Here is a 20956-nt window from a genome sequence, read left to right as displayed (position 1 = left end):
CCGACCCGGCCGTGCCGCGACGTGGCCATCCCGTGGCGGGCCACCGCCGCCATCTACATCAGCCCGCGTCGCCTTGCGCGTCGACGTCGATGCCCAACTCGCCGGCCATCCGCAGAACCAGCGCATTCAACCGCGCCACTTCATCCGCGAGGCGCTTCTGTTCGGCCTTCAGCGCTTCGAATTCGGAAGGCGGCACGGAATCCGCGCCGCCGGCCTCCGCGCTCGCGAAATCGGCCAGATTCACTTCGCCGCACATCAGGTGCATCCAGCGGTTCTCGCGCGCGCCCGGTGCACGCGGCAGCCGGACGACGAGCGGCTGCGCACGCGCCGCGAGTTCGTCGAGAAACGCCTCGACCGACGAGATGTCCGCGAAACCGTGCAGGCGCGCGCTGTTCAGGCGCAGTTCGGCGGCCGTCTGCGGGCCGCGCAGCAGCAGGATCGTCAGCAGCGCGATCGCCTGGCTCGGAATGCCGAGCACGCGGTTCATGTTGTGCTCGAAACGCGGCACGCGGCTGCTGCTGCCTTCCATCACGATGCTCAGGTGCTTCAGCCCGTCGAGCGCGGTCGTGACCTCATCCTCGCTGACGTTCATCACCGGCGAGCGCGCGGTTTTCTGGTTGCAGCCCGCGGTCAGCGCATTCAGCGACAGCGGATAGGTGTCCGGCACCGTGTGCTGTTTCTCGACGAGCACACCGAGAATGCGGGCCTCGAGGGGCGTGAGTTCGCGAAGGGCGCGTGGCGTGGGCGTATCCGGCGTGGTGTTCATGAGTGGGTCGCAGCGTGCAGCAGGTGAAGGGAAACGGTCGCGGCCCGTCCGGCATCGCGCACGGGCGAGCCATATGATAGCTCGCGTCGCGTGGCCCGGCGCCGCGCGGCGTGCCGGCGCGCGCACTTGCCGCAGCAGGCTTTCGTCCAACGTATCGGCGAGCCCGCGCCGCGCGGCGTCGGATACGCGCAGCCCCGCGGATTCCGCGTCCGCACGCACGGCGGCGTTTGCACGCCCCGCATGCGAGCGCTACGATATGCGTCACCCCGACGTCTGCGGCGCCGCGCGACCGCCATCGCACGCAATACCACGCATCGTCTGTCCCGCACGCCATGCCGCCACGCATGCGCACCGCGCGTCGACGCCGCTCATCCCGTTCACCCCTTCGACCCGTTCACCACCATGACCGCATCCTCTTCCGCCCCGCACGTGCGCGCCATCGTCACCGGACACACTCGCGGCCTCGGCGCGTCGCTCGCCGAGCAACTGCTGCTGGAAGGCGTCGCCGTGCTCGGCGTGTCGCGCAGCCGCCATCCGTCGCTCGCGTCGCAAGCCGGCGACCGTTTCGCCGAAATCGAACTCGACCTGTCGGACCCGGCGGCCGTCGCGGCCTGGCTGGCCGGCGACACGCTGCGCCGCTTCGTCGACGGCGCGTCGATCGTGCTGCTGTTCAACAACGCCGGCATCGTCGACCCGATCGGCCCGCTCGCCGCGCAAGACCCAGCGATCGTCGCACGCGCGGTCGGCGTGAACGTCGCGGCGCCGCTGATGCTGTCGGCCGCGCTCACGCAAGCGGTATCGGCCACGACCGAATGCCGGATCCTGCACGTGTCGAGCGGGGCGGCACGCAACGCGTACGCGGGCTGGAGCGTCTACTGTGCGACCAAGGCGGCACTCGATCACCATGCGCGCGCAGTCGCACTCGACGCGAACCGAGCGCTGCGGATCTGCAGCGTCGCGCCGGGCGTCGTCGATACGGGCATGCAGGCGACGATCCGCTCGACCAGCGAAGACAACTTCCCGATGCGCGAGAAATTCGACCAGCTGAAGTCGAGCGGCGCGCTCGCGACGCCCGAGGCGGCCGCGCGACAGCTGATCGGCTATGCGCTGAGCGACGCGTTCGGCTCGGTGCCCACCGCCGACGTGCGGGAACTGCCGAGCCACTGAGGCACGCGGCGCGCGGCACGCGGCACGCGGCACGCGGCACGCGGCACGCGGCGCATCATCGTCCTTCGAGCCGCTTCGTCCAGTCTTCGACCTGCCGCTCCGTCCGGCGCCTTTCGAGCATCGTGCGCCAGCCGGGCGGCAATATCGGCACGGCGCACAGCGCATCGAGCGCGGCCATGTCGAGCGTGCGCCGGTACAGCACGTCGAGTACCGTCGCCAGCGACCATTGCGGGTAGCGGCGCTCGTGCAGCGTCAGCACATCACCCGACTCCACCCAGCCTTCCTGCAGCACGCGGTAGTACCAGCCGGTCCGGCCGCTTTGCTGCACGAGCGCGGCCATTCGCGGATGATCGAAGCGCGCGTTCAGCTTCCAGCACGGCTGCCGCGACTGCGACACCTGAAGCACGGCACCGCCCAGCGTGAACACGTCGCCGAGGCATACGTCGTGCTCGGTCACGCCGAGCGTCGACAGGTTCTCGCCGAACGCGCCCGGTTGCGCCAGCACGTCGCGCGCGCCGATCTGCGCCGACCACCACGCATAGTGATCGTACGCATAGTGGTGCACCGCCTTGTCAGGTCCACCGTGATGCCGCGCATCGGCTTGCTCGTCGCCGGCGAAGCCGAGCGTACCCAGCCACAGACGCGCGTCGACCGGCTGCTTGTCGATCGCGCTGGCGTGCGGCGTGCCGGCCAGCGGCCGGCGCTTGCCGACCCGCACCGCGTCGATGGCGGCGGAGATCAGCGGCCGTGCCGTATCGCTCACGTCGTCACACCGTCGGGCAGCGCCGCGAGCAGGCGTTCGAGTTCGCGCGTGCGCGCGTCGCCGAGCGGCATCAGCGGCTTTCTCGGTTCGCCGGCATCGAAGCCGCGCAGGCGCAACCCGGCCTTCACGGTCACCGGCAATCCGCCGTTGACGATGAACTGCAGCAGCGGCAGCTGCGCATGAAAGACCGTCCTCGCACGCGCCAGGTCGCCCGCCTGCATCGCGTCGAACAGCGCCAGCGGCAACGCCGCATTCAGGTTCGGCGCGGCCGTGCACCATCCGGCTGCACCCGCCGCGAGCGCGGCGAGCGCCATCGGATTGCTGCCGTTGTAGAACGGAATCGCGCCGTCGCTCAGCTGCGCGAGCCGGTGCATCCGCCCGATGTCGCCGGTGCTCTCCTTCACCATCGTCACGTTGTCGACGGTCCTGCAGATCGTCGCGATCAGGTCGGGCGACATGTCGACGCCGCTCGTCGCGGGGTTGTTGTACAGCATGATCGGGATGCCGATGGCAGCGCCGATCGCGCGATAGTGCGCGACGATCTCGTCGTTGGCGAGCTTCCAGTACGACACCGGCAGCACCATCACCGCATCGGCGCCGGCCTGTTCCGCGAAGCGCGCGCGGCGCACCGCGCCCGCCGTGGTGAGATCGGAAATGCCGACGACGGTCGGCACGCGCCGCTTCACCGCACGAATCGACGCGGTGGCGACGGCCTCCCATTCGGCGTCGGCCAGGTACGCGCTTTCGCCGGTACTGCCCAACGGGGCGATCGCGTGGACGCCGTCGGCAATCAGCCGCTCGATCAGCACTTCGAGTGCTTTCAGGTCGACGCCGCCGTCAGCGGAGAACGGCGTAACCGGGTAGGCAATGATGCCTTTCAGCAGAATGGACACGATAGGTATTCCTCAATGATGATCTGAGACGAGAACGACGAATCGCCCGCTCATGCGACACAGTCCTGATGCGTCCGCAATGCCCGGCGTGCGTAGTAGTCGAACGTCACCGCATCGCGCTTCGGCTTCGAAATCCAGTCGTGCGCTTCGCGCGCCAGCGCCGGCGGCACCGGCTTGATTTCACCGGCCGCCATCGCGAGCAGTTGCAGCTTCGCGGCCCGCTCGATCAGTAGCGCGAGCATGCACGCTTCCTCGATCGTCTTGCCGACCACGAGCTGGCCGTGGTGCGACAGCAGGATCGCGCGCTTGCTGCCGAGCGCCTTCGAGATGATCTCGCCCTCCTCGTTGCCGACCGGCACGCCGGGCCAGTCCTTCAGGAACGCGCAATCGTCGTACAGCGGGCAGGTATCCATGTGCGATACGACGAGCGGCTGTTCGAGCATCGACAGCGCCGCGACATGCGCCGGATGCGTATGGATGATGCAGTTCACGTCCGGGCGCTCGCGGTAGATCCACGTATGGAACCGGTTGGCCGGATTCGGGATGCCCTCGCCGTCGACGACGTCGAGATCCTCGTTGACCCGCAACAGGTTCGCCGCCGAGATCTCGTCGAAACCGAGCCCGAGCCGCTGCGTGTAGTACGTGCCGGCGTCGCCCGCGCGGCAGGTGATCTGCCCGGCCAGGCCCGAATCGTGACCGGCGTCGAACAGGATCCGGCACGTGAGCGCGAGCTTCTGCCGCGCGGACCAGCCGCTGTCGCCCACCGCGTTGTCCAGACGCCGCTCCGCCAGCGCGACCAGCGCCTCCTTCGTCAGATTCAGTGTTTCCGCCATGTTCACCTCCTGAATGGATCGGGTCGGGTCGCGCCGTCCGCGGCCGCTTTCCCGGCAAAACATGACACACAATACACCATAGGACACTTTGTGTCATGCGTTACAATCGGTTTTTCGAAGGACACCTGGCGCCCCATGACGATTCGCCTGAAGCTGCTCAGAAAACAGAAGGGCTGGACGCTCGACGTGCTGGCCGACGAGACGGGCCTCACCAAGAGCTACCTGTCGAAAGTCGAGCGCGGCCTGAGCGTGCCGTCGATCGCGGTCGCGCTGAAGCTGTCGAAGGCACTGAACGTCGACGTCGAGCAGTTGTTCTCGGAAAGCCACAACCGCGAGCTGATCACGGTCACGCGCGCCGGCGAGCGCACGGCGATGGGCGCTGCAGCCGACAGCCAGGCCCACCGCTTCGAAAGCATCGCGGCCGGCGTCGCGCCGAAGAAGATGCTGCCGTTCGTCGTGCATCCGCCGCACGAATTCGTCGCGTCGACGTTCCGCGAGCACGAAGGCGAGGAATTCCTGTTCGTGCACAAGGGTCGCGTCGAAATCGAATTTCCGAACGAGACGGTGCAACTCAAGGCCGGCGATTCAGTCTATTTCAACGCACTCATCCCGCACCGCACGCGCAGCCTCGGCACCGCGCAGGCGGAGATCGTGGTCATCGTCAGTCACGACGACTAGCATCGTCACCTTTTCGCGCAAGGATCCCCGATGGTCACGAAGGCCACCGCACCGTTCCAGCAGATCAAGACGCTCGTTCGCCAGAACGTCGAAGCGGGCGACTGGCGCCCGGGGGACCGCATCCCGTCCGAGCTCGATCTCGCCGCCCAGTTCGGCGTCGCACGCATGACGGTCAACCGCGCGCTGCGCGAACTGACCGAGGAAGGCGTGCTGAAGCGCATCGCGGGCGTCGGCACGTTCGTCGCCGAAGTGAAGCCGCAGTCGAACCTGCTGATGATCGCGCACATCCGCGACGAAATCCGCGCGCGTGGGCACGAATATCGCTGCCGCGTGCTGAGCCAGTCGAGCGAGCCCGCGTCGTTCGATGTCGCGGCTGCATTCGGCCTGCCGGTCAACACGCCGGTGTTTCACGTGGTGTGCGTGCACGAGGAAAACGGCCGCCCGATCCAGCTCGAGGATCGCTACGTGAACCCGGCCGCCGCGCCCGGCTTCATCGACCAGGATTTCCAGGTCGAGCCGCCGTCCGAGTACCTGTTCAATAACGTGTCGCACGACGAACTGGAGATCGAGCACGTGGTCGATGCGTCGCTACCGACCGGCGAACAGGCGCGGCTGCTCGACATGCGCGCCGACGAGCCGTGCCTCACGCTCACACGCCGCACCTGGACGAACGGGCAGCCCGTCACGTTCGTGCACTTCCTGCACCCGGGCAACCGCTACCGGCTCGGCTCGCGCTTCAAGCCGGGCGCCGGACGCCACCCGACCTGATCCTGTTCCCACAGTAAAAAGCGCGCGGCGGCCGTTTCGTCAGGAAACGGCCGCCGCGTCCGTCACGCACACCCGCCCGCGTCAGATCGCGCGGGCCTGCCCCGCGTCACGCGACCACACGACAGGAAACAGCGGGTGATCGAGCGGCGCGCCGTCGGCCAATTGCTCGGCGAGCCCCGGGAAATCGGGCGACGTCTTCCAGCGGCGCGGCGCGTGACGGATATCGTCGCCGACGAAGCGGATCGAGAACGCACGCCGACGGTTCTGCGTCCCCCCCGACGCGTGCAGCGTGAGCATCCGGAAACACACCATGTCGCCGGGCTCGAGCGCCCAGTGGCGGATCGGAAACGCCGCGCGGTCGCCTTCGATGTCGGGCAGGTCAGCCAGGCTCCCTTCCGGGAACCACTTCGCTTCCTTGTCCATGAACGTGCGCGGCATCAGCCACGGCCCGAGATGCGAGCCCGCGACGAATTCGAGCGTCGATTCGAGCGGCACCGGATCGACCGGAATCCACATGCTGACGTTGTCGTCGCCTTCGATGTTGTAGTACGGCTGGTCCTGGTGCCACGGCGTGCGCTGCCGCGTGCCGGGCTCCTTCACGAGCAGGTGGTCGTGATGCAGTCGCACGTGCTCGGTGCCCATCAGCGCGGCGGCGACTGACGGCGCCGGCGAGCGCACGATGAAGTCGCGATACGCGTCGTTGTGCTGCCAGTTGCAGAAATCCTCGAAGAACCAGCCCGGATCGTCGGGCCGGCTCGCGACTTTCGCGCGCTCGCTCGGCTGCGCGAGATTCGTGTCGATGCCGGCGCGCAGCGCGGCGACTTCGTCGGGCGAGAAGATGCCCTTGATGCAGACCGCGCCTTCCTCGCGGAACGCGGCGATCAGTTCGGGCGTCACGGCTTGCGCGACGCGGTCCTGGATACTCGTCATGGTGTGCCTGTCGATGGAGTGAATCACGGAATCACGCAATCACTGATTCACGGTGCGGAAGTCAGTTGCTGCTTCGCGCCGTAGATGTCGAAGTCGAAATATTTCGCGGCGATCTTCTGGTACGTGCCGTTCGCGCGGATCGCGACGATCGCGTCGTTCAGCCGCTTCTTCATCGCTTCATCGCCCTTGCGCACGCCCATCGCGACGCCGTAGCCGGTGATCCGCACGTCGGTCACGTCGGGGCCCGCGAACGCATAGCCCTTGCCGCGCGGCGTTTTCAGGAACGAGTAGCCGGCCCGCGTCTTGTCCTGGAAAGTCGCGTCGAGGCGGCCGTTGACGAGATCCTGGTACACCTGGTCCTGGTTCTGGTACGAGACGATCGTCACGCCCTTGGTCGCCCATTCGGCCTTCGCGTACGCCTCCTGCGTCGTGCCCTGGTCGATCCCGACGCGCTTGCCCGCGAGCGACGCGGCGGTCGGCAGCAGCGTCGAGCCGACCGGCGCGACGAGCGCACCCGGCGACGCGTACAGCTTGTTCGAGAAGTCGATCTGCTTGAGCCGCTCGTCGGTGGCCGTCATCGCGGACATGATCACGTCGAACTTGCGCGCGCGCAGCGCCGGAATCATCCCGTCGAAACCCTGCTCGACCCACACGCACTTCGCATGCAGTTGCTCGCAGATCGCATTGCGCAGGTCGATGTCGAAGCCGGCGAGCGAGCCGTCGGGCTGCTTCGCCTCGAACGGCGGATACGTGGGGTCGATGCCCCAGCGGATCGTCGACGTGTCCTGGGCGAACGACGCGAGCGGTGCGAACGCGAGTGCGGTAACGAGAAGCTTTGCAGTGCGGTTCATGGTGCGTCCTTGTAGGTCTCGACGCGGCGGGTAGGCGGCGTCCGGTGGGAAGCGTTGCGCCGGATCGCCCCGGCGCGGTGTGCGAAAGACAGGGACTTCGATGAAACTGCGTTGCAGTCTAGACCGCTCAATTTTTGAGCGCAAGCGGGGGAAATGGGGGTGGGGTGAGTAGCGGGTGCGCGGGAGGCCAAAATCAGGGAGGAAAAATTGGGTTGCGCTTACAAAATGGCTGTCTGGCGGGATTTTCTGGCTCTTTGCGGTGTTTACCCTGCGCGACGCACGCCCGCCACAGGACGCGATTTTCCCGAAATCTGCAGGGTGACGATGTCTAAAGCGGCGATCTCATCACGGACTTGACCCAGCATGTCCAGCGGTGTGGGCGACGCACCCTAGACCACGGCGGAATTCTCCGACGCCGAAAACCCGCCCAAATATGCAAGATATACCTTACATCAAAGATCGCCGTACCCACGGCAGGAGGTCGCCATGCAACTCTATGAAATTGGTCAGGCTGTCGCAAAACGGCGGGCAGAACTCGACCTCACACAGGCCCAACTTGCGAAATTCGCCGGCTTGTCTCGCCTAACCGTGAACCAGCTCGAATCGGGCAAAGTCAAGGATCTCGGCGTCAACAAGCTGATTACGCTGCTCAGCGTGCTCGGCATCGAACTCCTTGCGCTACCGCGGCAGCCGCAAAACGGTCTCTACAAGGCCGTTGTGAGTTCAAACGTCAGTTACAAGGGTGAATTGACCGAACGGCTGCTGGCCGACGCATTGGCTACCGGACGGATTCCGACGGGATATGAATCGCAGTTTTCCGTCATCCTCGACGAAGTGCCGCTGCCGGTGGTGGTGAAAGCCGCCGAGGAAGCCGCCGAGCGCTCAGGCACGCCGCTGCGGAACATCTGGAAGAGTCTCGCCGCGTGGTCGAAGGATCTGCATCTTTCTCGGGAAGTGTGGGGGTAACCACACCGGTGCTTTACCCGACGGCCCGTGGCAGCACCTGTTCCGTCACGCACTCGAACATCGGCCGCCGACTGACTTGCCGCACCTTGAATCCCGCGCTGCTGATGTGGCTACCGCTACATCGCGGGCAATGGGGACGCGGTTCGTGACGCTCCGACAGGATCGATGCGATCTGGTCCATGAGGAACGCCGTCAATGCCTTGTCCTCCCCCGAATCCGCCGGGCGCGACGACGACGCTGCCACGCGTGGTGTTGTTGCTGCAACCGCAGGCGTCGTCATCGGCACGACAACACCACGACACCGCCAATCCCCTGCGTATTCGGCAGCGTTGCCGAGTAGCCGAGCGCCACCATCGGCTGCGCCACGTCATGTCCCACCACAACCGACTGGATGGACAACTGTCCCTCGGTCGAAGCGGCATTCAATGGCGTCTGGGACTTCGTCAGCGTGTACGGGGTATTGGCCAGATTGATCGACAGGCTCAGGTCGTTCAGCGTGCGCGTGCCCAGATCGAGCGTGGCTGAAGTCGTTCCCAGCGTGCCGGCCGGACCGCCGTTGTTATTGGCGACGGTATCCGCGATCAATTGCGTGCAGACCAGCGTTCCGCTCGTCGCCGACAACGACAGCGGCGTGCCGACCGCGTAGTGGACGCCCTGCTGGATGTTGTAGGTATTGCCATCCGTGTCCATGGCTTGAACCCATCGGCCAATCGCGACGTCACTGCCCACACCCTGGATGTCGGTCACCATGCCGTGGTCGAGGCCGAGGCAATCGGTTGCCGCGGCCGAGGAGGCCAGCGTGGTAAACGCACCGCTTGCTTGCTGAACCTGGCTCGAGGCGGGTGCCGCCGGCGCCGTGAAATTTCGGCCCTTCTGATACTCCGTGGGCAGACTCGGGACAACCACCACGGCGAACTGTCCGTTGCTGGCTGTAACCGAAGACACGGAACCGGAATAGGTAAAGCTGCCGTCCGGTCTGCACGCGGCTTGTGCGGACGGGGCAGTGGTTTCGGATGAGGACGACGAGGACGATCCCGTACCGGGTGTGCTGCCGTCGTCTCCACCGCCGCACGCGGACAGCGTTGCCATGATCAGCGCAACCGCGAGAAGACGGGGGGAGCGAAAGAATTCCTGCATCGTATGGTTCTCCAGGTTTCCCCACTCATGGGGAGGTGTGGTTAGGACGAGGCGACGTCGCCTCGCGGACGGCGACGCGCAGATGTGCCGGACAGCACTGAAATCGCCCGTCGATTCAACGATCAAAACTGCGAGGTCAACTGGAAGCCGACCGTCACGCGTGCCGTGTCGACCCCCGACGGCTTATAGACCGGCGTGCCGGCGAACAGGTCGTAGGCGTACGCACCGAACCGCGTGCCGACGCTGCCCTTGATCCCGATCGCAGCGCCTGCCAATTGCGTGCCGACCAGCGCGACCGGTTGCGGACCCCACACGCGTCCGTAGTCGAGACCCGCATAGGCAGCGTGCCCAGTTTGGGCGATCGGCGCCTGCAGTTCGTTGCGCCAGTAGAAGCCGCGTGCCGCGGCGAGCATCGTCTCGCCGTCGAAGCCGCGTACCGTGTAGCGGCCGCCGATCGTCAGATCGTCGATGTAGTACAGCGTGTTGCCCGTGTACTGGCCGTGGACCGTCGTCACGTAGCGCAGCGGCTGCCGCGCGATCGCGAACGGCACGGACAGGTTGCCGTCCAGCACGGCCATCCGATAGCGATAGGTCGGACCGCCGCCGAAAGCGAGGATGTCGTCCTGCGCGCCGAATGCGCCGACGCCCTGCCGGTAGGCCAGCGTGCCGTCGAACTGGGCGCCGCCGAAGTAGTGGCGATCGGTCAGGCCCAGCTCGACGAACGTGTTGTTGCGGCGCTGCTGCGGAATCTCCGTGTCTTCGATGAAGCTCTGGCCGAAACGGCGCGACAGGCGAATCTGCGCACCGAGCACGTCGTTCTGGCTGCGTGCGAGCACACGGTGCAGTTTCAGGTCGACCGTCTTCGAATTACCGCTTGCGACGAAGGTCTGGTTTACACCGGCGATCTGCTGGTAGTAGGTGTTCGTGTATGCGGACAGCGTCGCAGTCCAGTAGCCCCACGGGATCGAATAGAAGCCGTTCCAGCCGTGCGAGCCGAGTCCCTTGTCGCCGAGTTCGAGATCCTGGCTCACGCCGATGTTGAAAACGTCGTTCAGGCCCAGGGGGTTGTCGATGCCGAGTGACAGGTTGCCCTGCAGCTTGCCGGTCGCGCGCGTGCCGGAGTTGTCGATCGACGCGACCACCGTCCACGGCCTGCCGCGCTTTACGTCGAGCACGACATCGCTTTCGCCCGGCACGTCGGCCGGAACGATCTGCATCGACACGTCCTGGTTCGATACGCGCTTCATCTGCTCGAGCCCCTGCTCGAGGTCGCGCAGGCTCAGCAGTTCTCCGGCGCGGGTCGGGAAGGCGGTTTTCCAGGTGCCGCGCAGTTTTTCGTCGGTGAAACGCACGTGGCGGATCACGCCGGGGATCAGTGCGAGCGTCAGCGTGCCGGACGACAGGTCCTGTTCCGACAGCAGCACACGCGTCGTGACGTAGCCGCGCGACAGAATGACCCGCGACAGGCCCTTGACGAGCGTATCGACGCCTTGCTTGCCGATGCAGGCGCCGGCGTAGTGGGCGAGCCAGTCGCGCGCGAACGCAAAGCGGTCCTGCGGCAGTGCCGATGCGCCTTGGGCCTTCAACCCGTCCGGTAGCGCCTCGGGTACATCCAGCGTGAATCGGTCGATCGGGAAGCACGGCGTTTCTTCCGGCAGGGCGGGATGGATCTCGACACGCGAGACGTCCGAACGTACCGTCGGCGCGTCGATCACTGCTTCGCGCCGCTGCGCGTCGCGTTGCTGTTGCAACTGCTGCTGTTGTTCGGCATTCGCGCGTGCAGCGGCTGCGGCATCGGCCGACGTCGGCGTATGCTGCTGCGCGCTGACCGCGAGCGAGACCAGGGCGAGCGGCAGAGCCGCCAGCCGAAGGGAGGTTTTCACTTCGTGTCCTCGTCGCCGTCTTTCGTCTTGTAGCTGTCGCGTGCTTTTTTATAGCTATTGTCGAAGGGCTTGATTCTTAACATTCTGGCCCTGCTAGTCATTCCCCCAACCGCAGCGATACCAAAACCGACACAGACCATGAGCGCGCTGAGAACCGACGGCGGGCCATACTTCAAAAATCCGAACATGACAACGAATCCCACAAGAACCAGAAAAATACTAACGCTCCACGTGAAATTTCCATCTTCTATAATTTTCATTTCTTTTTTCCTTCAGTGAAATACTTCCACGACGAATTTGTGAAATCCTGCAGAAATATTGCTGCCGGCGTGTTGTTGAATTCGCTAACCATCGCATTAAAAGCTGGTGCCCCACCAGGGAATTTGCCCGCCAAAACTCCATTCCCAACAATGTTGACAGAGTTGCTTACAAGGTAACCACCAATATTTGGATTGAGTACTTGCGAGACAGCATCAGCCCCAATGCCGGCTGCGGTTGCAGCGGAGGCGATCCAGGCAAATGCAGGCGAATATGGCGAAGGAGCAGCAGCCAAGGCACCAGTTGTCGATGAAATCCATCCAGCCGTCGCTGACGTAGCAGAGGCCAGGTCCCCAGTGGTAGATTTGACGTAATTCACATCAGACGGGTCGAACTTCGTGAACGGCCCGCTCAGATTGGAGCCAGAGCTGCTTTTGCCAGTCTGGTCATAAACGATGTTTGGCACGCCGTTCTGTGCCGATCCAGAATTCGCCAGAATATAGCTTTGCAAATCCGAATTCGGCTGCACTGAGATCTGCGTCAGTGTCGGCTTACCGTCATCCGTCGTACCAGCGTATTGCCACCGCGCCCCGGAATCAGTCGGCATTTGTCCGACCAACGTATCGGGCGTACCCAATTCACGGTCTCCGACAATTGAGCCGTTCATGATTCGCATCTGATCTTCGATCTGCTCCGTCGTGTACTTGCCACCACTCTTCTCGGCCAGTTGCTTCGCGAGCGTCCTTTCATCCGGATGCAACTGCCGATTGAACCGGTCGACGTTATACCCGGAGAACGCACCGGATTCACCGCCCACGGCCCCGCCAGCGCCCGTCGCGATCACGTTCGCCACGATGTTTCCCAGCGCCTGATTCAGGTTGGCGGTGCCGGTCGGATCGCTGCTCGCGATCGCGCTGCTCAGGTCGTTCAGCTTGCCTGCGGCGATCGACGATATCGCCGCGCCAGCGGCACCACCCACAGCGTTTCCGCCGGCTAGCCCCGTCACCAGTGCCGCGCCGGCACCCTGCATCAGCGCGCGGTTCGCACCACCTTCCTTCCACGCGTCGACGCCAGCCCGATCACCGTTGGCTTTCGCTTCCTCCATCATCTTGTCCGCGTAGTCGCCGATCCGGCGCGACACCGCTTCGCCCGCTGCGCTGGCCGCCGCCATCATGTCCGCCTGCTTGTCCAGCAGGTTCTGCATGTCGGGCAGTTTGGCCACCGTGCCGTTCGTATCGGTCGTGTCGCGATTCAGGCTCGCCAGATCCTGCGTCTGGTTCGCCGAATCCGTGATCGTGACGGTGCCCGCACTCACGCCGCTCTGCGTCGTCGCGCTGTCGCTGCCGCTCTCGTGCTGGCCGAGCATCGGCGACGCACCGCCCGCATTCTTGCCTGATCCGCTGCCATGCGTGCTGTAGTTCATCCCGCCGTCACCCGTCGTCGCGCCGGCGCTGAAGCCGCTCGACTTCGCATCGTGGCTCAACTGGTTCTGGATATCCGAGAAGGAGAGGGAACCGGTCGTCAGCGCATTCTTCGACGCGTCCGCATCGCTTGCGATCAACCCACCTTTCAGGTCAGTATTGCCCATGACGTTGATATTGAAACCGCCATCGCCCGCCTGAATCCCGGCCTGTTCATTCACGCCCGCGTAGCTGCCCGTCGCGTTGCCCTTGCTCTGACTGAAGTTCGCGCTGGCGCCGCCCTGGCTGACGCTGAAGCCACCGCCCGAGCTCGACTGATGTGCCGCACTCGACAGCGTGTCCTGCACGCTCGCGATGTTCAGGTTGCCGCCCACATCGGCATTCACCTGATTGCCGCTCACGTTCGAGCCGATGATGTTCGTATCGCCGCCCGAGAGGATCGTGACCGTATTCGCCGCGTTCACGTGACTGTTGTTCTGCGTGGCCAGAACGCTGTTGCCGTCGCCGTTGGCCTTCGACATCGCCGCCGACACGCCAAAGCCGCCGGTGCCCACCGATACGCCCACGCTCGCGCTCTTCGACTCGTTCGTGCTGCGCGTGGAATCGGTATCCGTTGTATTGACGATGTTGACCTGATTCTTGGCCGCCAGAATCACGTCGGTCGCGTTCACGTCGGAACCGGCGATCGTCACGTTGCCGCTACCCGGTTGCCCATTGCCCGTCGCCGCAAACGCCACCGTTCCGCCGGCATTCACGCTCGAGCCACGATTCGTCACGCTGTCCTCGGTGAACGCGCTCTTGCTATGGCTGCTGCCGACGCTGACCTCGACCTTGAATTCGGGCGTCGCACCTCCGGCCAACGCGGCCGCGCCTGCGCCGACTGCATCGATCGCGCCGCTGGCGGCCGCCATCCCGTGCAGCGCTGCTGCTCGACCATCCTGATTCTTGCTGGCCGCGCGCGACTGGTCCACCACGTTCGACACCGCGTCGATCACCGGCGCCTTCAGCGCCAGCGTCAGCCCGCTCTTCGACACTTCCTGCGTCTCGCGACGATGACCGGTGTCCTGCGCCGCATCGATCGTCACGTTCGCGCCCGTGCCGCTGATGTCTTGCGCGGCAATCAGGTCGCTGCCCGTCACGTGCAGATCATTCCCGGCGGTGATGCTCAGATTGCCGTTCAACGAACCGATCGTGCTGCCGTTGTTCGACACCTCGCTCGTCTGGCTGGTCGTCTTCAGCGAACTGCTACCCACCGATACCGACAGGCCGCCGCCTGACATCAGTCCCGTTTCCTTCTTCTGGTAGTAGCTCGATGAATCCAGGGTATCCTGCGTCGTCGTCACCGTCACATTGCGCGCCGCGCTCAGTGCGACGTCGTTCGTGCCGACGACCGTGCTGCCCTGGATATTCAGATCCTTGCCACTCGCGATCGTCACACCATCCGCCGACACCAGGCTGCCCTGGTTCAGCGTCATTGTCTGGTCGATCCCACTTGCGACCTTCGTGCCGCTCACCACACCGCTGCGACTGTGCGTTTCGTGCGAGTTCAGGTCGTGCGTCTCGGTCGCGGCACCGATGTTCACGTCGCCAGCCGCCGCCAGCGTCGCATTGCCCCGGTCCAGGCTGATCGCGCTACCGATCACGTTCAGGTCCTTGCCGGCCGCGATCGCCACGCTGTCGCCACCGGTCAGCGTCGTGCCGGTCAAGGCCTGATCCGACGTATGCAGCGTCTCCGCATAGCTGCGGCCACCGCCGCCGCCCGAGCTGTTACTGTTCACGGTCGACGTCGCGCTCGCGGCACCCAGCGCCACGGTGCCGCCAGCCACGACGGCGCCACCGCCACCCAGTTCAATCTGTGCACCGTGCGCCGTCAGGTCGTTGCCGACCGCGATGCCGGAGACACCGCCGACCTTGACCGAACTGCCGACGCTTCGGTTGATGTCCGTGTCCGATACGCCGTTTGCGCGCTCGGCCACCTTATGCTCGCCGACCTGCTGCGCGCCGAGCGTCCAGTCGCCACCGACCTGCATCCCGAGATCGCCGCCGATGCTCAGATTGCCGGCGTTCTGCTGGAAGTTGCCGCCGGTCACGACCGCCGCGTCGCCGGCGACGTCGATGCTCGCTTGCGGCCCGAGCGTCGTCGAGACACGCGTCGCGCCGTCGGCGTTTGTCTGGCTTCGCGTCTGCGTCGCGGTATCGAGGATCAGGTCGCCGCCGGCCACCAGGGCCAGGCTGCCGGCCTTCACGCTCGCCGAGGTCAGGTCGACCGTGCCGGTCGTCGCCAGCGTCATCTGGCCGCCGCTTTGCAGCGCGCCGAAGCGGTTGTGGAGGCTCTGGCCACCGATCGACAGGCTGTCCGCTGCGCCGATCGTGCCGCTGTTCGAGAACGACTGCACCTCCTTCAGATCGATATCGCCGCCGGCGATCAGCGGGCCGTTCATGTCTTGCTGGCTTGCCTTGGCCAGATACACCACGGGCACCAGCACGGACTGGCCGTCGACGACGCGCGTCTCCAGCAGCACCACGTCGCTCGTGAGCTGTGCGACCTGTTCGGCCGACAGACCGATCCCGAGCGGCAGATTGAGCGACTTCGCCAGATCGGCACCGGACGACAACAGCGCCCGGTACATCGATTCGATGTCCGTGTACGGCCCCAGCACCGTCTTGCCGGTCAGGGAGGTGAGCTGATTGCGCACCAGCCATTGCTCATAAAATCCGTCGCCCAGACGCTTCTCCGTCCGGTCCGGGTTCAGCCCGAGCTGCTGCAGGTAGTAGTCGCTCGACATGAACGAGCGCGTGTTCGTGAATGCCGGATTCGTTTCGATCAGGTAGTTCGCGTTCCGCACCGGGTTCGGGTGGAACAGGCCGCCCTGCGGAATCGTCAGGTTCGTCAGCACGTCGACTGCCGTCGCACTAGCGATTACCCGGTCGATGCCGCCACCGACGGTGCCCACGTCAACGCCCGGCGGCAGCCCGATCGATGGAATCCCCGCATTGCCGGCCGGGTTGTCGATGCTCACGCCCGTGCCGGAGAGCGTACCGTTTGCGACGAAGCTCGATTCGTAGCCCGGCAGCGCGTACTCGCGCAGGTCCGACGGCGCGTTGCAGCCCGGCGTATCGCAGAACGAATAGCTCCAGAACTTGGTGCCGTCGTAGTTGCGGTACCAGTAATTGCCGGTGTAGGTCACCTTGATCTGGGGCGCAAGCTGCCCCTTCCAGCTGTCCTGATCGAGCGTGCCGGGCATCGCGATGTCACCGGCTGCCGTCACCCGGCTCCAGTAGTTCTGGAACGTGTCGACTGACGAAGCATTCAGGTTGCCGCCCACCACAATCTGCGCTTCCGGGGTGATCTTCGAGATCAGGTTCGCCAGCGGCGTGCCCGTATAGGTCGTGTACTGGTACGTGCTGTTGTACTCGCCACCGTGCGGCGGCTCGACGTAGACACCGCCGATGCTGTCGGGATCCTTCACGCCGACTTGACCAGTGCGGCCGGAAAGGCTGATGCCAAGACTCTCGAGCAGCGCAGCATCAACCTGCGAGGTCCACGCCGTCTGCATCTCGCGACGCGTGTTCGTCACGAGACCGGCATGCAGTGCCATGTCGCCGTCCGATTGGATCAATCCCGACTGGTTCAGGATATGCGCAGCCTTCGTGTAGTGGCCGGCCGCATCCTTGCCGCCCGCCAGCACCACGCGACCCAGGCCGTAGATCGCGGTCAGCGCCGGAGTATCGGTCGCGGTCGTATCGTCGCGGTTCTCGATGTTCTGCGCGAGCAGCTCGAGCAGTCCGTCGCTGTCCGACGCACCGATCAGCGCGGTCGGGCCGAGGTTCACGATCGTCGACGCTGCGGCCAGCGATACGCTGCCGCCCACCAGTGTGCCGGTGTTGATCAGCGCGTTCGACTGCGTGCGCAGCAGGCCGCCGGCCGCCATCGCGCCGCTGTTGGCGATGTCGCCGGCGTCGATGCTCAGGTCGTTCACGCTCATCAGGCCGCCGACGTTGTTGAACGTACCCGGCAGCGTAAACGCCAGATTGCGACCGGCGTTGAACTGGTAGTCCGACGTGTTCGTAAAATCTCCTTGCAGGTACAGCGCCAGGTCGTTCGCCGCGCTGTACGCACCACCGCCGTAGAGCGAGCTCGCGTTGACGGAAAGATTTCGCGTCGCGCCGATTTGGCCGCCCGCATTGGATACCGCTCCGGTCGTCGTGATATCGACGTCGCCATCGGCGCTGATTCGACCGACGTCATTGATCAAGCTGTCCGTGCGAAGCTGCACGTTCGCGCCGCCGAGTTGCCCGCCTTGGGTGTTGGTCACAGTGCCAGCGTCGAGCGACACGTCACAGTTGGCCGCGACCGAGCCGCCCGCATTGTTCAGTTCACCGCCAACGCTCGCCGAGACCGAACCGAGCGCAGCCAGCATGCCACCGATGTTGTCGAAGGTGCCCGCCGACAACCCGACCGACCCGCGGCTCACGATTGAGCCGCCGGCGTTCGTCAGCAGCCCCGACCCGAGGCCGGGCATCAGGATCAACGCGCCCGTACCAGCGTGAATGATCGTGCCACTTGCGTTGTTCAGCATCGCCGGCGCGAGCGTCAGGTTCGTGCCGTTGGTCTGGATCGTGCCGCTCGCGTTGTCGAGCGTGCCGCTGACGTCGAGCGTCGTGTCCTGATTGCCGTACTGTGTGAGCGAACCGTGCGCATTGTGCAGGTCCGTGGCCTTTACGTTCAGCCGGTCCGCGGCGATTGCGCCGTCGCGGTTATCGAGCAGGGCCGTCGTGACTTTCAGCGCCTGCTGTGCCGTCAGGCTGCCGCGGTTGATGACAGCGCCGGCCTTCACGGTCACGTCGCCGTTGCCGCCGATCACGCCGCCTTGCGCACCGGTCGCCGTCGTACCCCCGGCATTCGTCAGTTGGCCGGTCGTGGACAACGACAGGCCGTCGCCATTGAGTGACACGATCCGACCCGCCGAGTTGTCGAGCGATGTACCCGACACCGACAAGGCGCCGCCGCTCTGCATCGTGCCGGCGACGTTCTCGATATCACGTGCATTCAGTGTCAGGGCGCCGTCGGTCACGAGCGTCCCGTCCTGGTTCGCGACCTGTCCTGACGTATTGATTGCGAGCGGGCCGACTGCGGAGACCTGTCCGCCCCGGTTCGACAGGGCGCCTGCTTCGAGCGTCGTGCCGGCCTGGCTCGACAGCGTGCCGTGGTCGTTGACGAGCGTGCCCGCGGCACGCGCTTCGATCGCGCGTTGCGCGCTGGTCGTCGCATTCGTCAGGTTGAGGTCGCCCGCCTGCGCGAGCAGCGAAACGTTTGCGTTCGCAGCCGTCTTCGAGCCCGACAGATCGATACCGCTGCCCGTCAACGTGACGTTGCCGCCCGCGACGTTCTGGCCGGTCGCCGTCAACTGGCCGGCAGTGGTGACGGTCAGGTCACTATTGCTGCTGACCGCGCCATCCGCATTGACACCGGCGCCAAGCGAGCCGGTCGACGCAACGCTGCCGGCCGAAACGTTCAGCGCCTGCTGCGCCGCCAATGCGCCGCTATTCGACAGCGTACCGGCCGTCGACACCGAGACGTTCTGCTGCCCGTACGTTGTGCCGCTGTTCTGGATGCCGTCTTGCGCCGTGACCGCGAGATTGCCGGCGGCGCTCGTCTTGCCGGTCAGCACGAGCTGGCCATTCGACTGCAGCGTCAGGTTGCCCGACTGCGCGGCGATTGTTCCGGCATTGGCAACCCCAACACCGTGCTCATTCGAAACCAGCAGGATGCGCTCGGCATACATGCCACCCAGTTGACTGACGTCAATTGCCACGCCCAGCGCGGCGCCGTCGCCTTGAATCGGCGTGGCCGCGAGTGTATGGTGGTCGATCTGATTCGAACCGGCGATCACGCTCAGGTTCTTTGCATAGATCGCTGCATTGGCCTGTACGGCTCGGGAGATAAGATCCACCTGGTCGACGTTCGACGCGTTCAGGCCCGCGCCCTGGACCGTGATCAGTCCACGGTTGACCTGATAGCCCGCAAGCGAGCCGTCAGCGCCGTAGTACGGTTGGCCAGTCGTCAATGTGGCGCGGCTGGTGTTGATGAAGCCGCCGCCGTCCACCACGATGCCGGCGGGGTTCGCGAGCACGACTTCCGCGCGATTGCCTGCGACCTCCACGTAGCCGCGAATCTGGCTTGCAGCCGTGCTGTTGACCTGATTGACGATGATGCGTGCCGACTGTCCGGGCCCGAAGTTCGGGTTGCCGTTAATCATCCCCGCCTGCTGCGTCGGGACCATCGTCGGCGAGTTGTTCAGCAGCGCGCCGTTGCGTTGGACGTCGAATTGATTGTAGTTGTTGATCGATACACCCGCGCCGCTTGGTGCGGCGATGTTGACTAGCGGCAAGCCGTTCGGCGTCTGGATGACGTGTGTCGGCGCGCCCGGTGTCGGCACGATTTGCGCCGGTGCGATTGCAGGCATGACGCCCAGCGCGGTGGCGGTGGCCACAATCGACGCGCTGCGCAACACGCGAAGAGCACGAGTCTCACCATCGGCTGATTTCCCCGTGGTAGTCGCGGTTTCTGCAACCGCCACCACCATCCCCCGGAGCCTGGAATACACCAGACGGTAGGTCTCTTTGTTCATCGTTCTTCTGCTGGTCTGAATTCGACCGACGAACCATAACCCGAGGCGCCGAAAGCAAAGCGTTACAAAACGACAAACGTTTCTTAAATACTACGAAACAATAAAAATCAGACTCGTCCAATTGACGTGCGTCGCATACAAAGCTCGCACGAAAGCGAATAGGATTGTCGCCTCGGCTGCGGTGGATCGACCGAGTACCAACGGCGTACTCACGCGCAAATCGTACCCTCCACTGATACCTACCGCCCTCCCGCAGCCACCAGAATCCGCTCGATCCGCGCATACCCTCGGCTGCGCGCATGCTGCAGCGGCGTCTCGCCGTTGGAATCGGCCAGATTGACGTTCGCGTGCCCGTCCACGAGCAACTGCACGATCCGCACGTACCGCTCGCTGCCGTCGCCGAGCATGATCGCCTCCAGCAGCGCGGTCCAGCCGAGCCGGTTCACATGATCGACATCCACGCCCGCATCGATCAGCGTGCGCACCGTATCGACATGCCCGCGCTCCGCCGCCGGAATCAGCGCGGTGCCGCGATAGCGGTTCGTGCTGCGCAGGTCGGCGCCATGCGCGAGCGTCATCCGCAGGATGTCGAGATGGCCGCGCGCACCGGCATACAGGTACGGGCTGTCCTGGATCGCATCCTTCGCGTTGACGTCCGCGCCCGCGTCGATCAGCACGCGCGCCGCATCGACGTGATTGCCGTGCGTCGCGATCAGGAGCGCCGTGCGGCCCTGCCCGTCGCGTGAATCGATCCGCGCGCCGCGCTCGAGCAGTGTGCGCACTTCGCCCGCATCGCCGCGATCGGCCGCGCCGCGCAGCCGACCTTCGAGCGCGCCGCCGTCGGCGGCGGCCACCGCCGACGTAAGCGTGGTCAACGCAAACGCGCCGATGATCGCGATCCGTTTGAACAACATCCCGTTTCCTCCTTGCGTGCCGCGCACGCCGATATGCGGCCGCTGCAATACGTCAGGCGCCCCCATGGCACCCCGCGACGCCGCGCCGGGTCCGGC

At 65.2% G+C, this 20956-nt stretch carries 15 protein-coding genes; 4 read left to right on the top strand and 11 right to left on the bottom strand.

The window, feature by feature from the left end:
- Nucleotides 1–58: 58 nt before the first annotated feature.
- Nucleotides 59–766, bottom strand: coding sequence for a YceH family protein (locus CFB45_RS30835; protein WP_089428793.1), 708 nt, complete (start codon nucleotides 764–766; stop codon nucleotides 59–61).
- A 402-nt stretch (nucleotides 767–1168) separates the two neighbouring features.
- Here CFB45_RS30835 and CFB45_RS30830 point away from each other — a divergent pair, with 402 nt between their 5' ends.
- Nucleotides 1169–1933, top strand: coding sequence for an SDR family oxidoreductase (locus CFB45_RS30830; protein ID WP_089428792.1), 765 nt, complete (start codon nucleotides 1169–1171; stop codon nucleotides 1931–1933).
- A gap of 55 nt (nucleotides 1934–1988) precedes the next feature.
- On the opposite strand, the gene CFB45_RS30825 is transcribed toward CFB45_RS30830, so the two are convergent.
- Genes CFB45_RS30825 through CFB45_RS30815 form a run of 3 tightly spaced genes read right to left on the bottom strand, consistent with a single transcriptional unit; the run spans nucleotide 1989 to nucleotide 4422 of the window.
- Nucleotides 1989–2696 carry an MOSC domain-containing protein gene (locus tag CFB45_RS30825; protein ID WP_089428791.1) on the bottom strand — a complete coding sequence of 236 codons (708 nt, stop codon included), beginning with the start codon at nucleotides 2694–2696 and terminating at the stop codon, nucleotides 1989–1991.
- The gene (locus tag CFB45_RS30820) at nucleotides 2693–3589 is read right to left on the bottom strand and encodes a dihydrodipicolinate synthase family protein (protein WP_089428790.1); all 897 of its coding nucleotides are present in this window, start codon (nucleotides 3587–3589) and stop codon (nucleotides 2693–2695) included. The genes CFB45_RS30825 and CFB45_RS30820 overlap by 4 nt, the downstream gene beginning before the upstream one ends.
- A 50-nt stretch (nucleotides 3590–3639) precedes the next feature.
- Nucleotides 3640–4422 carry an aldolase gene (locus CFB45_RS30815; RefSeq protein WP_089428789.1) on the bottom strand — a complete coding sequence of 261 codons (783 nt, stop codon included), beginning with the start codon at nucleotides 4420–4422 and terminating at the stop codon, nucleotides 3640–3642.
- Nucleotides 4423–4557: 135 nt separating this feature from the next.
- Between CFB45_RS30815 and CFB45_RS30810 the strand changes: the two genes are divergently transcribed.
- Both CFB45_RS30810 and hutC read left to right on the top strand, forming a co-directional pair.
- Nucleotides 4558–5100 carry a helix-turn-helix domain-containing protein gene (locus CFB45_RS30810; RefSeq protein WP_089428788.1) on the top strand — a complete coding sequence of 181 codons (543 nt, stop codon included), beginning with the start codon at nucleotides 4558–4560 and terminating at the stop codon, nucleotides 5098–5100.
- A 30-nt stretch (nucleotides 5101–5130) separates the two neighbouring features.
- Nucleotides 5131–5868 carry a histidine utilization repressor gene (hutC, locus tag CFB45_RS30805; RefSeq protein ID WP_069252748.1) on the top strand — a complete coding sequence of 246 codons (738 nt, stop codon included), beginning with the start codon at nucleotides 5131–5133 and terminating at the stop codon, nucleotides 5866–5868.
- A gap of 81 nt (nucleotides 5869–5949) precedes the next feature.
- Here the strand turns inward: hutC and CFB45_RS30800 are convergent, their stop codons facing one another.
- Both CFB45_RS30800 and CFB45_RS30795 read right to left on the bottom strand, forming a co-directional pair.
- Entirely contained in the window at nucleotides 5950–6798 is an 849-nt protein-coding gene (locus tag CFB45_RS30800; protein ID WP_089428787.1) for a phytanoyl-CoA dioxygenase family protein, read from the bottom strand.
- Nucleotides 6799–6845: 47 nt separating this feature from the next.
- Entirely contained in the window at nucleotides 6846–7649 is an 804-nt protein-coding gene (locus CFB45_RS30795) for an ABC transporter substrate-binding protein (RefSeq protein ID WP_089428786.1), read from the bottom strand.
- Nucleotides 7650–8135: 486 nt separating this feature from the next.
- Here CFB45_RS30795 and CFB45_RS30790 point away from each other — a divergent pair, with 486 nt between their 5' ends.
- Nucleotides 8136–8615 (top strand): helix-turn-helix transcriptional regulator, encoded by a 480-nt coding sequence (locus CFB45_RS30790; protein WP_089428785.1) that lies wholly within the window; start codon nucleotides 8136–8138, stop codon nucleotides 8613–8615.
- Between the two features lie 276 nt (nucleotides 8616–8891).
- Here CFB45_RS30790 and CFB45_RS30785 read toward each other — a convergent pair whose 3' ends face one another.
- The 5 genes from CFB45_RS30785 to CFB45_RS30765 all read right to left on the bottom strand — a co-directional run bounded on the left by CFB45_RS30785 (nucleotide 8892) and on the right by CFB45_RS30765 (nucleotide 20860).
- The gene (locus CFB45_RS30785; RefSeq protein WP_089428784.1) at nucleotides 8892–9752 is read right to left on the bottom strand and encodes a hypothetical protein; all 861 of its coding nucleotides are present in this window, start codon (nucleotides 9750–9752) and stop codon (nucleotides 8892–8894) included.
- A 122-nt stretch (nucleotides 9753–9874) separates the two neighbouring features.
- Entirely contained in the window at nucleotides 9875–11596 is a 1722-nt protein-coding gene (locus CFB45_RS30780) for a ShlB/FhaC/HecB family hemolysin secretion/activation protein (RefSeq protein ID WP_373558428.1), read from the bottom strand.
- A gap of 35 nt (nucleotides 11597–11631) precedes the next feature.
- The gene (locus CFB45_RS30775; RefSeq protein ID WP_089428782.1) at nucleotides 11632–11895 is read right to left on the bottom strand and encodes a hypothetical protein; all 264 of its coding nucleotides are present in this window, start codon (nucleotides 11893–11895) and stop codon (nucleotides 11632–11634) included.
- A complete protein-coding gene (locus tag CFB45_RS30770) occupies nucleotides 11892–19946 on the bottom strand; it encodes a hemagglutinin repeat-containing protein (protein WP_089428781.1) in 8055 nt (2684 codons plus the stop codon). Before CFB45_RS30770 ends, CFB45_RS30775 begins: the two co-directional genes overlap by 4 nt.
- A gap of 239 nt (nucleotides 19947–20185) precedes the next feature.
- Nucleotides 20186–20860 (bottom strand): ankyrin repeat domain-containing protein, encoded by a 675-nt coding sequence (locus CFB45_RS30765; RefSeq protein ID WP_089428780.1) that lies wholly within the window; start codon nucleotides 20858–20860, stop codon nucleotides 20186–20188.
- Nucleotides 20861–20956: the final 96 nt, after the last annotated feature.

This window comes from Burkholderia sp. HI2500 (genome assembly GCF_002223055.1).
Classification (GTDB): Bacteria; Pseudomonadota; Gammaproteobacteria; order Burkholderiales; family Burkholderiaceae; genus Burkholderia.
Note: the sequence above shows the minus strand (reverse complement) of the source record. Positions and strands in the feature narration are given on the sequence as shown.

Excerpts from the sequence above, each read along its gene's own strand:
- CFB45_RS30800 (WP_089428787.1), bottom strand. The coding sequence starts at position 6,798 with ATGACGAGTATCCAGGACCGCGTCGCGCAAGCCGTGACGCCCGAACTG.
- CFB45_RS30830 (WP_089428792.1), top strand. The coding sequence starts at position 1,169 with ATGACCGCATCCTCTTCCGCCCCGCACGTGCGCGCCATCGTCACCGGA.
- CFB45_RS30765 (WP_089428780.1), bottom strand. The coding sequence starts at position 20,860 with ATGTTGTTCAAACGGATCGCGATCATCGGCGCGTTTGCGTTGACCACG.
- CFB45_RS30785 (WP_089428784.1), bottom strand. The coding sequence starts at position 9,752 with ATGCAGGAATTCTTTCGCTCCCCCCGTCTTCTCGCGGTTGCGCTGATC.
- CFB45_RS30770 (WP_089428781.1), bottom strand. The coding sequence starts at position 19,946 with ATGAACAAAGAGACCTACCGTCTGGTGTATTCCAGGCTCCGGGGGATG.
- CFB45_RS30795 (WP_089428786.1), bottom strand. The coding sequence starts at position 7,649 with ATGAACCGCACTGCAAAGCTTCTCGTTACCGCACTCGCGTTCGCACCG.
- CFB45_RS30835 (WP_089428793.1), bottom strand. The coding sequence starts at position 766 with ATGAACACCACGCCGGATACGCCCACGCCACGCGCCCTTCGCGAACTC.
- hutC (WP_069252748.1), top strand. The coding sequence starts at position 5,131 with ATGGTCACGAAGGCCACCGCACCGTTCCAGCAGATCAAGACGCTCGTT.
- CFB45_RS30790 (WP_089428785.1), top strand. The coding sequence starts at position 8,136 with ATGCAACTCTATGAAATTGGTCAGGCTGTCGCAAAACGGCGGGCAGAA.
- CFB45_RS30815 (WP_089428789.1), bottom strand. The coding sequence starts at position 4,422 with ATGGCGGAAACACTGAATCTGACGAAGGAGGCGCTGGTCGCGCTGGCG.
- CFB45_RS30775 (WP_089428782.1), bottom strand. The coding sequence starts at position 11,895 with ATGAAAATTATAGAAGATGGAAATTTCACGTGGAGCGTTAGTATTTTT.
- CFB45_RS30810 (WP_089428788.1), top strand. The coding sequence starts at position 4,558 with ATGACGATTCGCCTGAAGCTGCTCAGAAAACAGAAGGGCTGGACGCTC.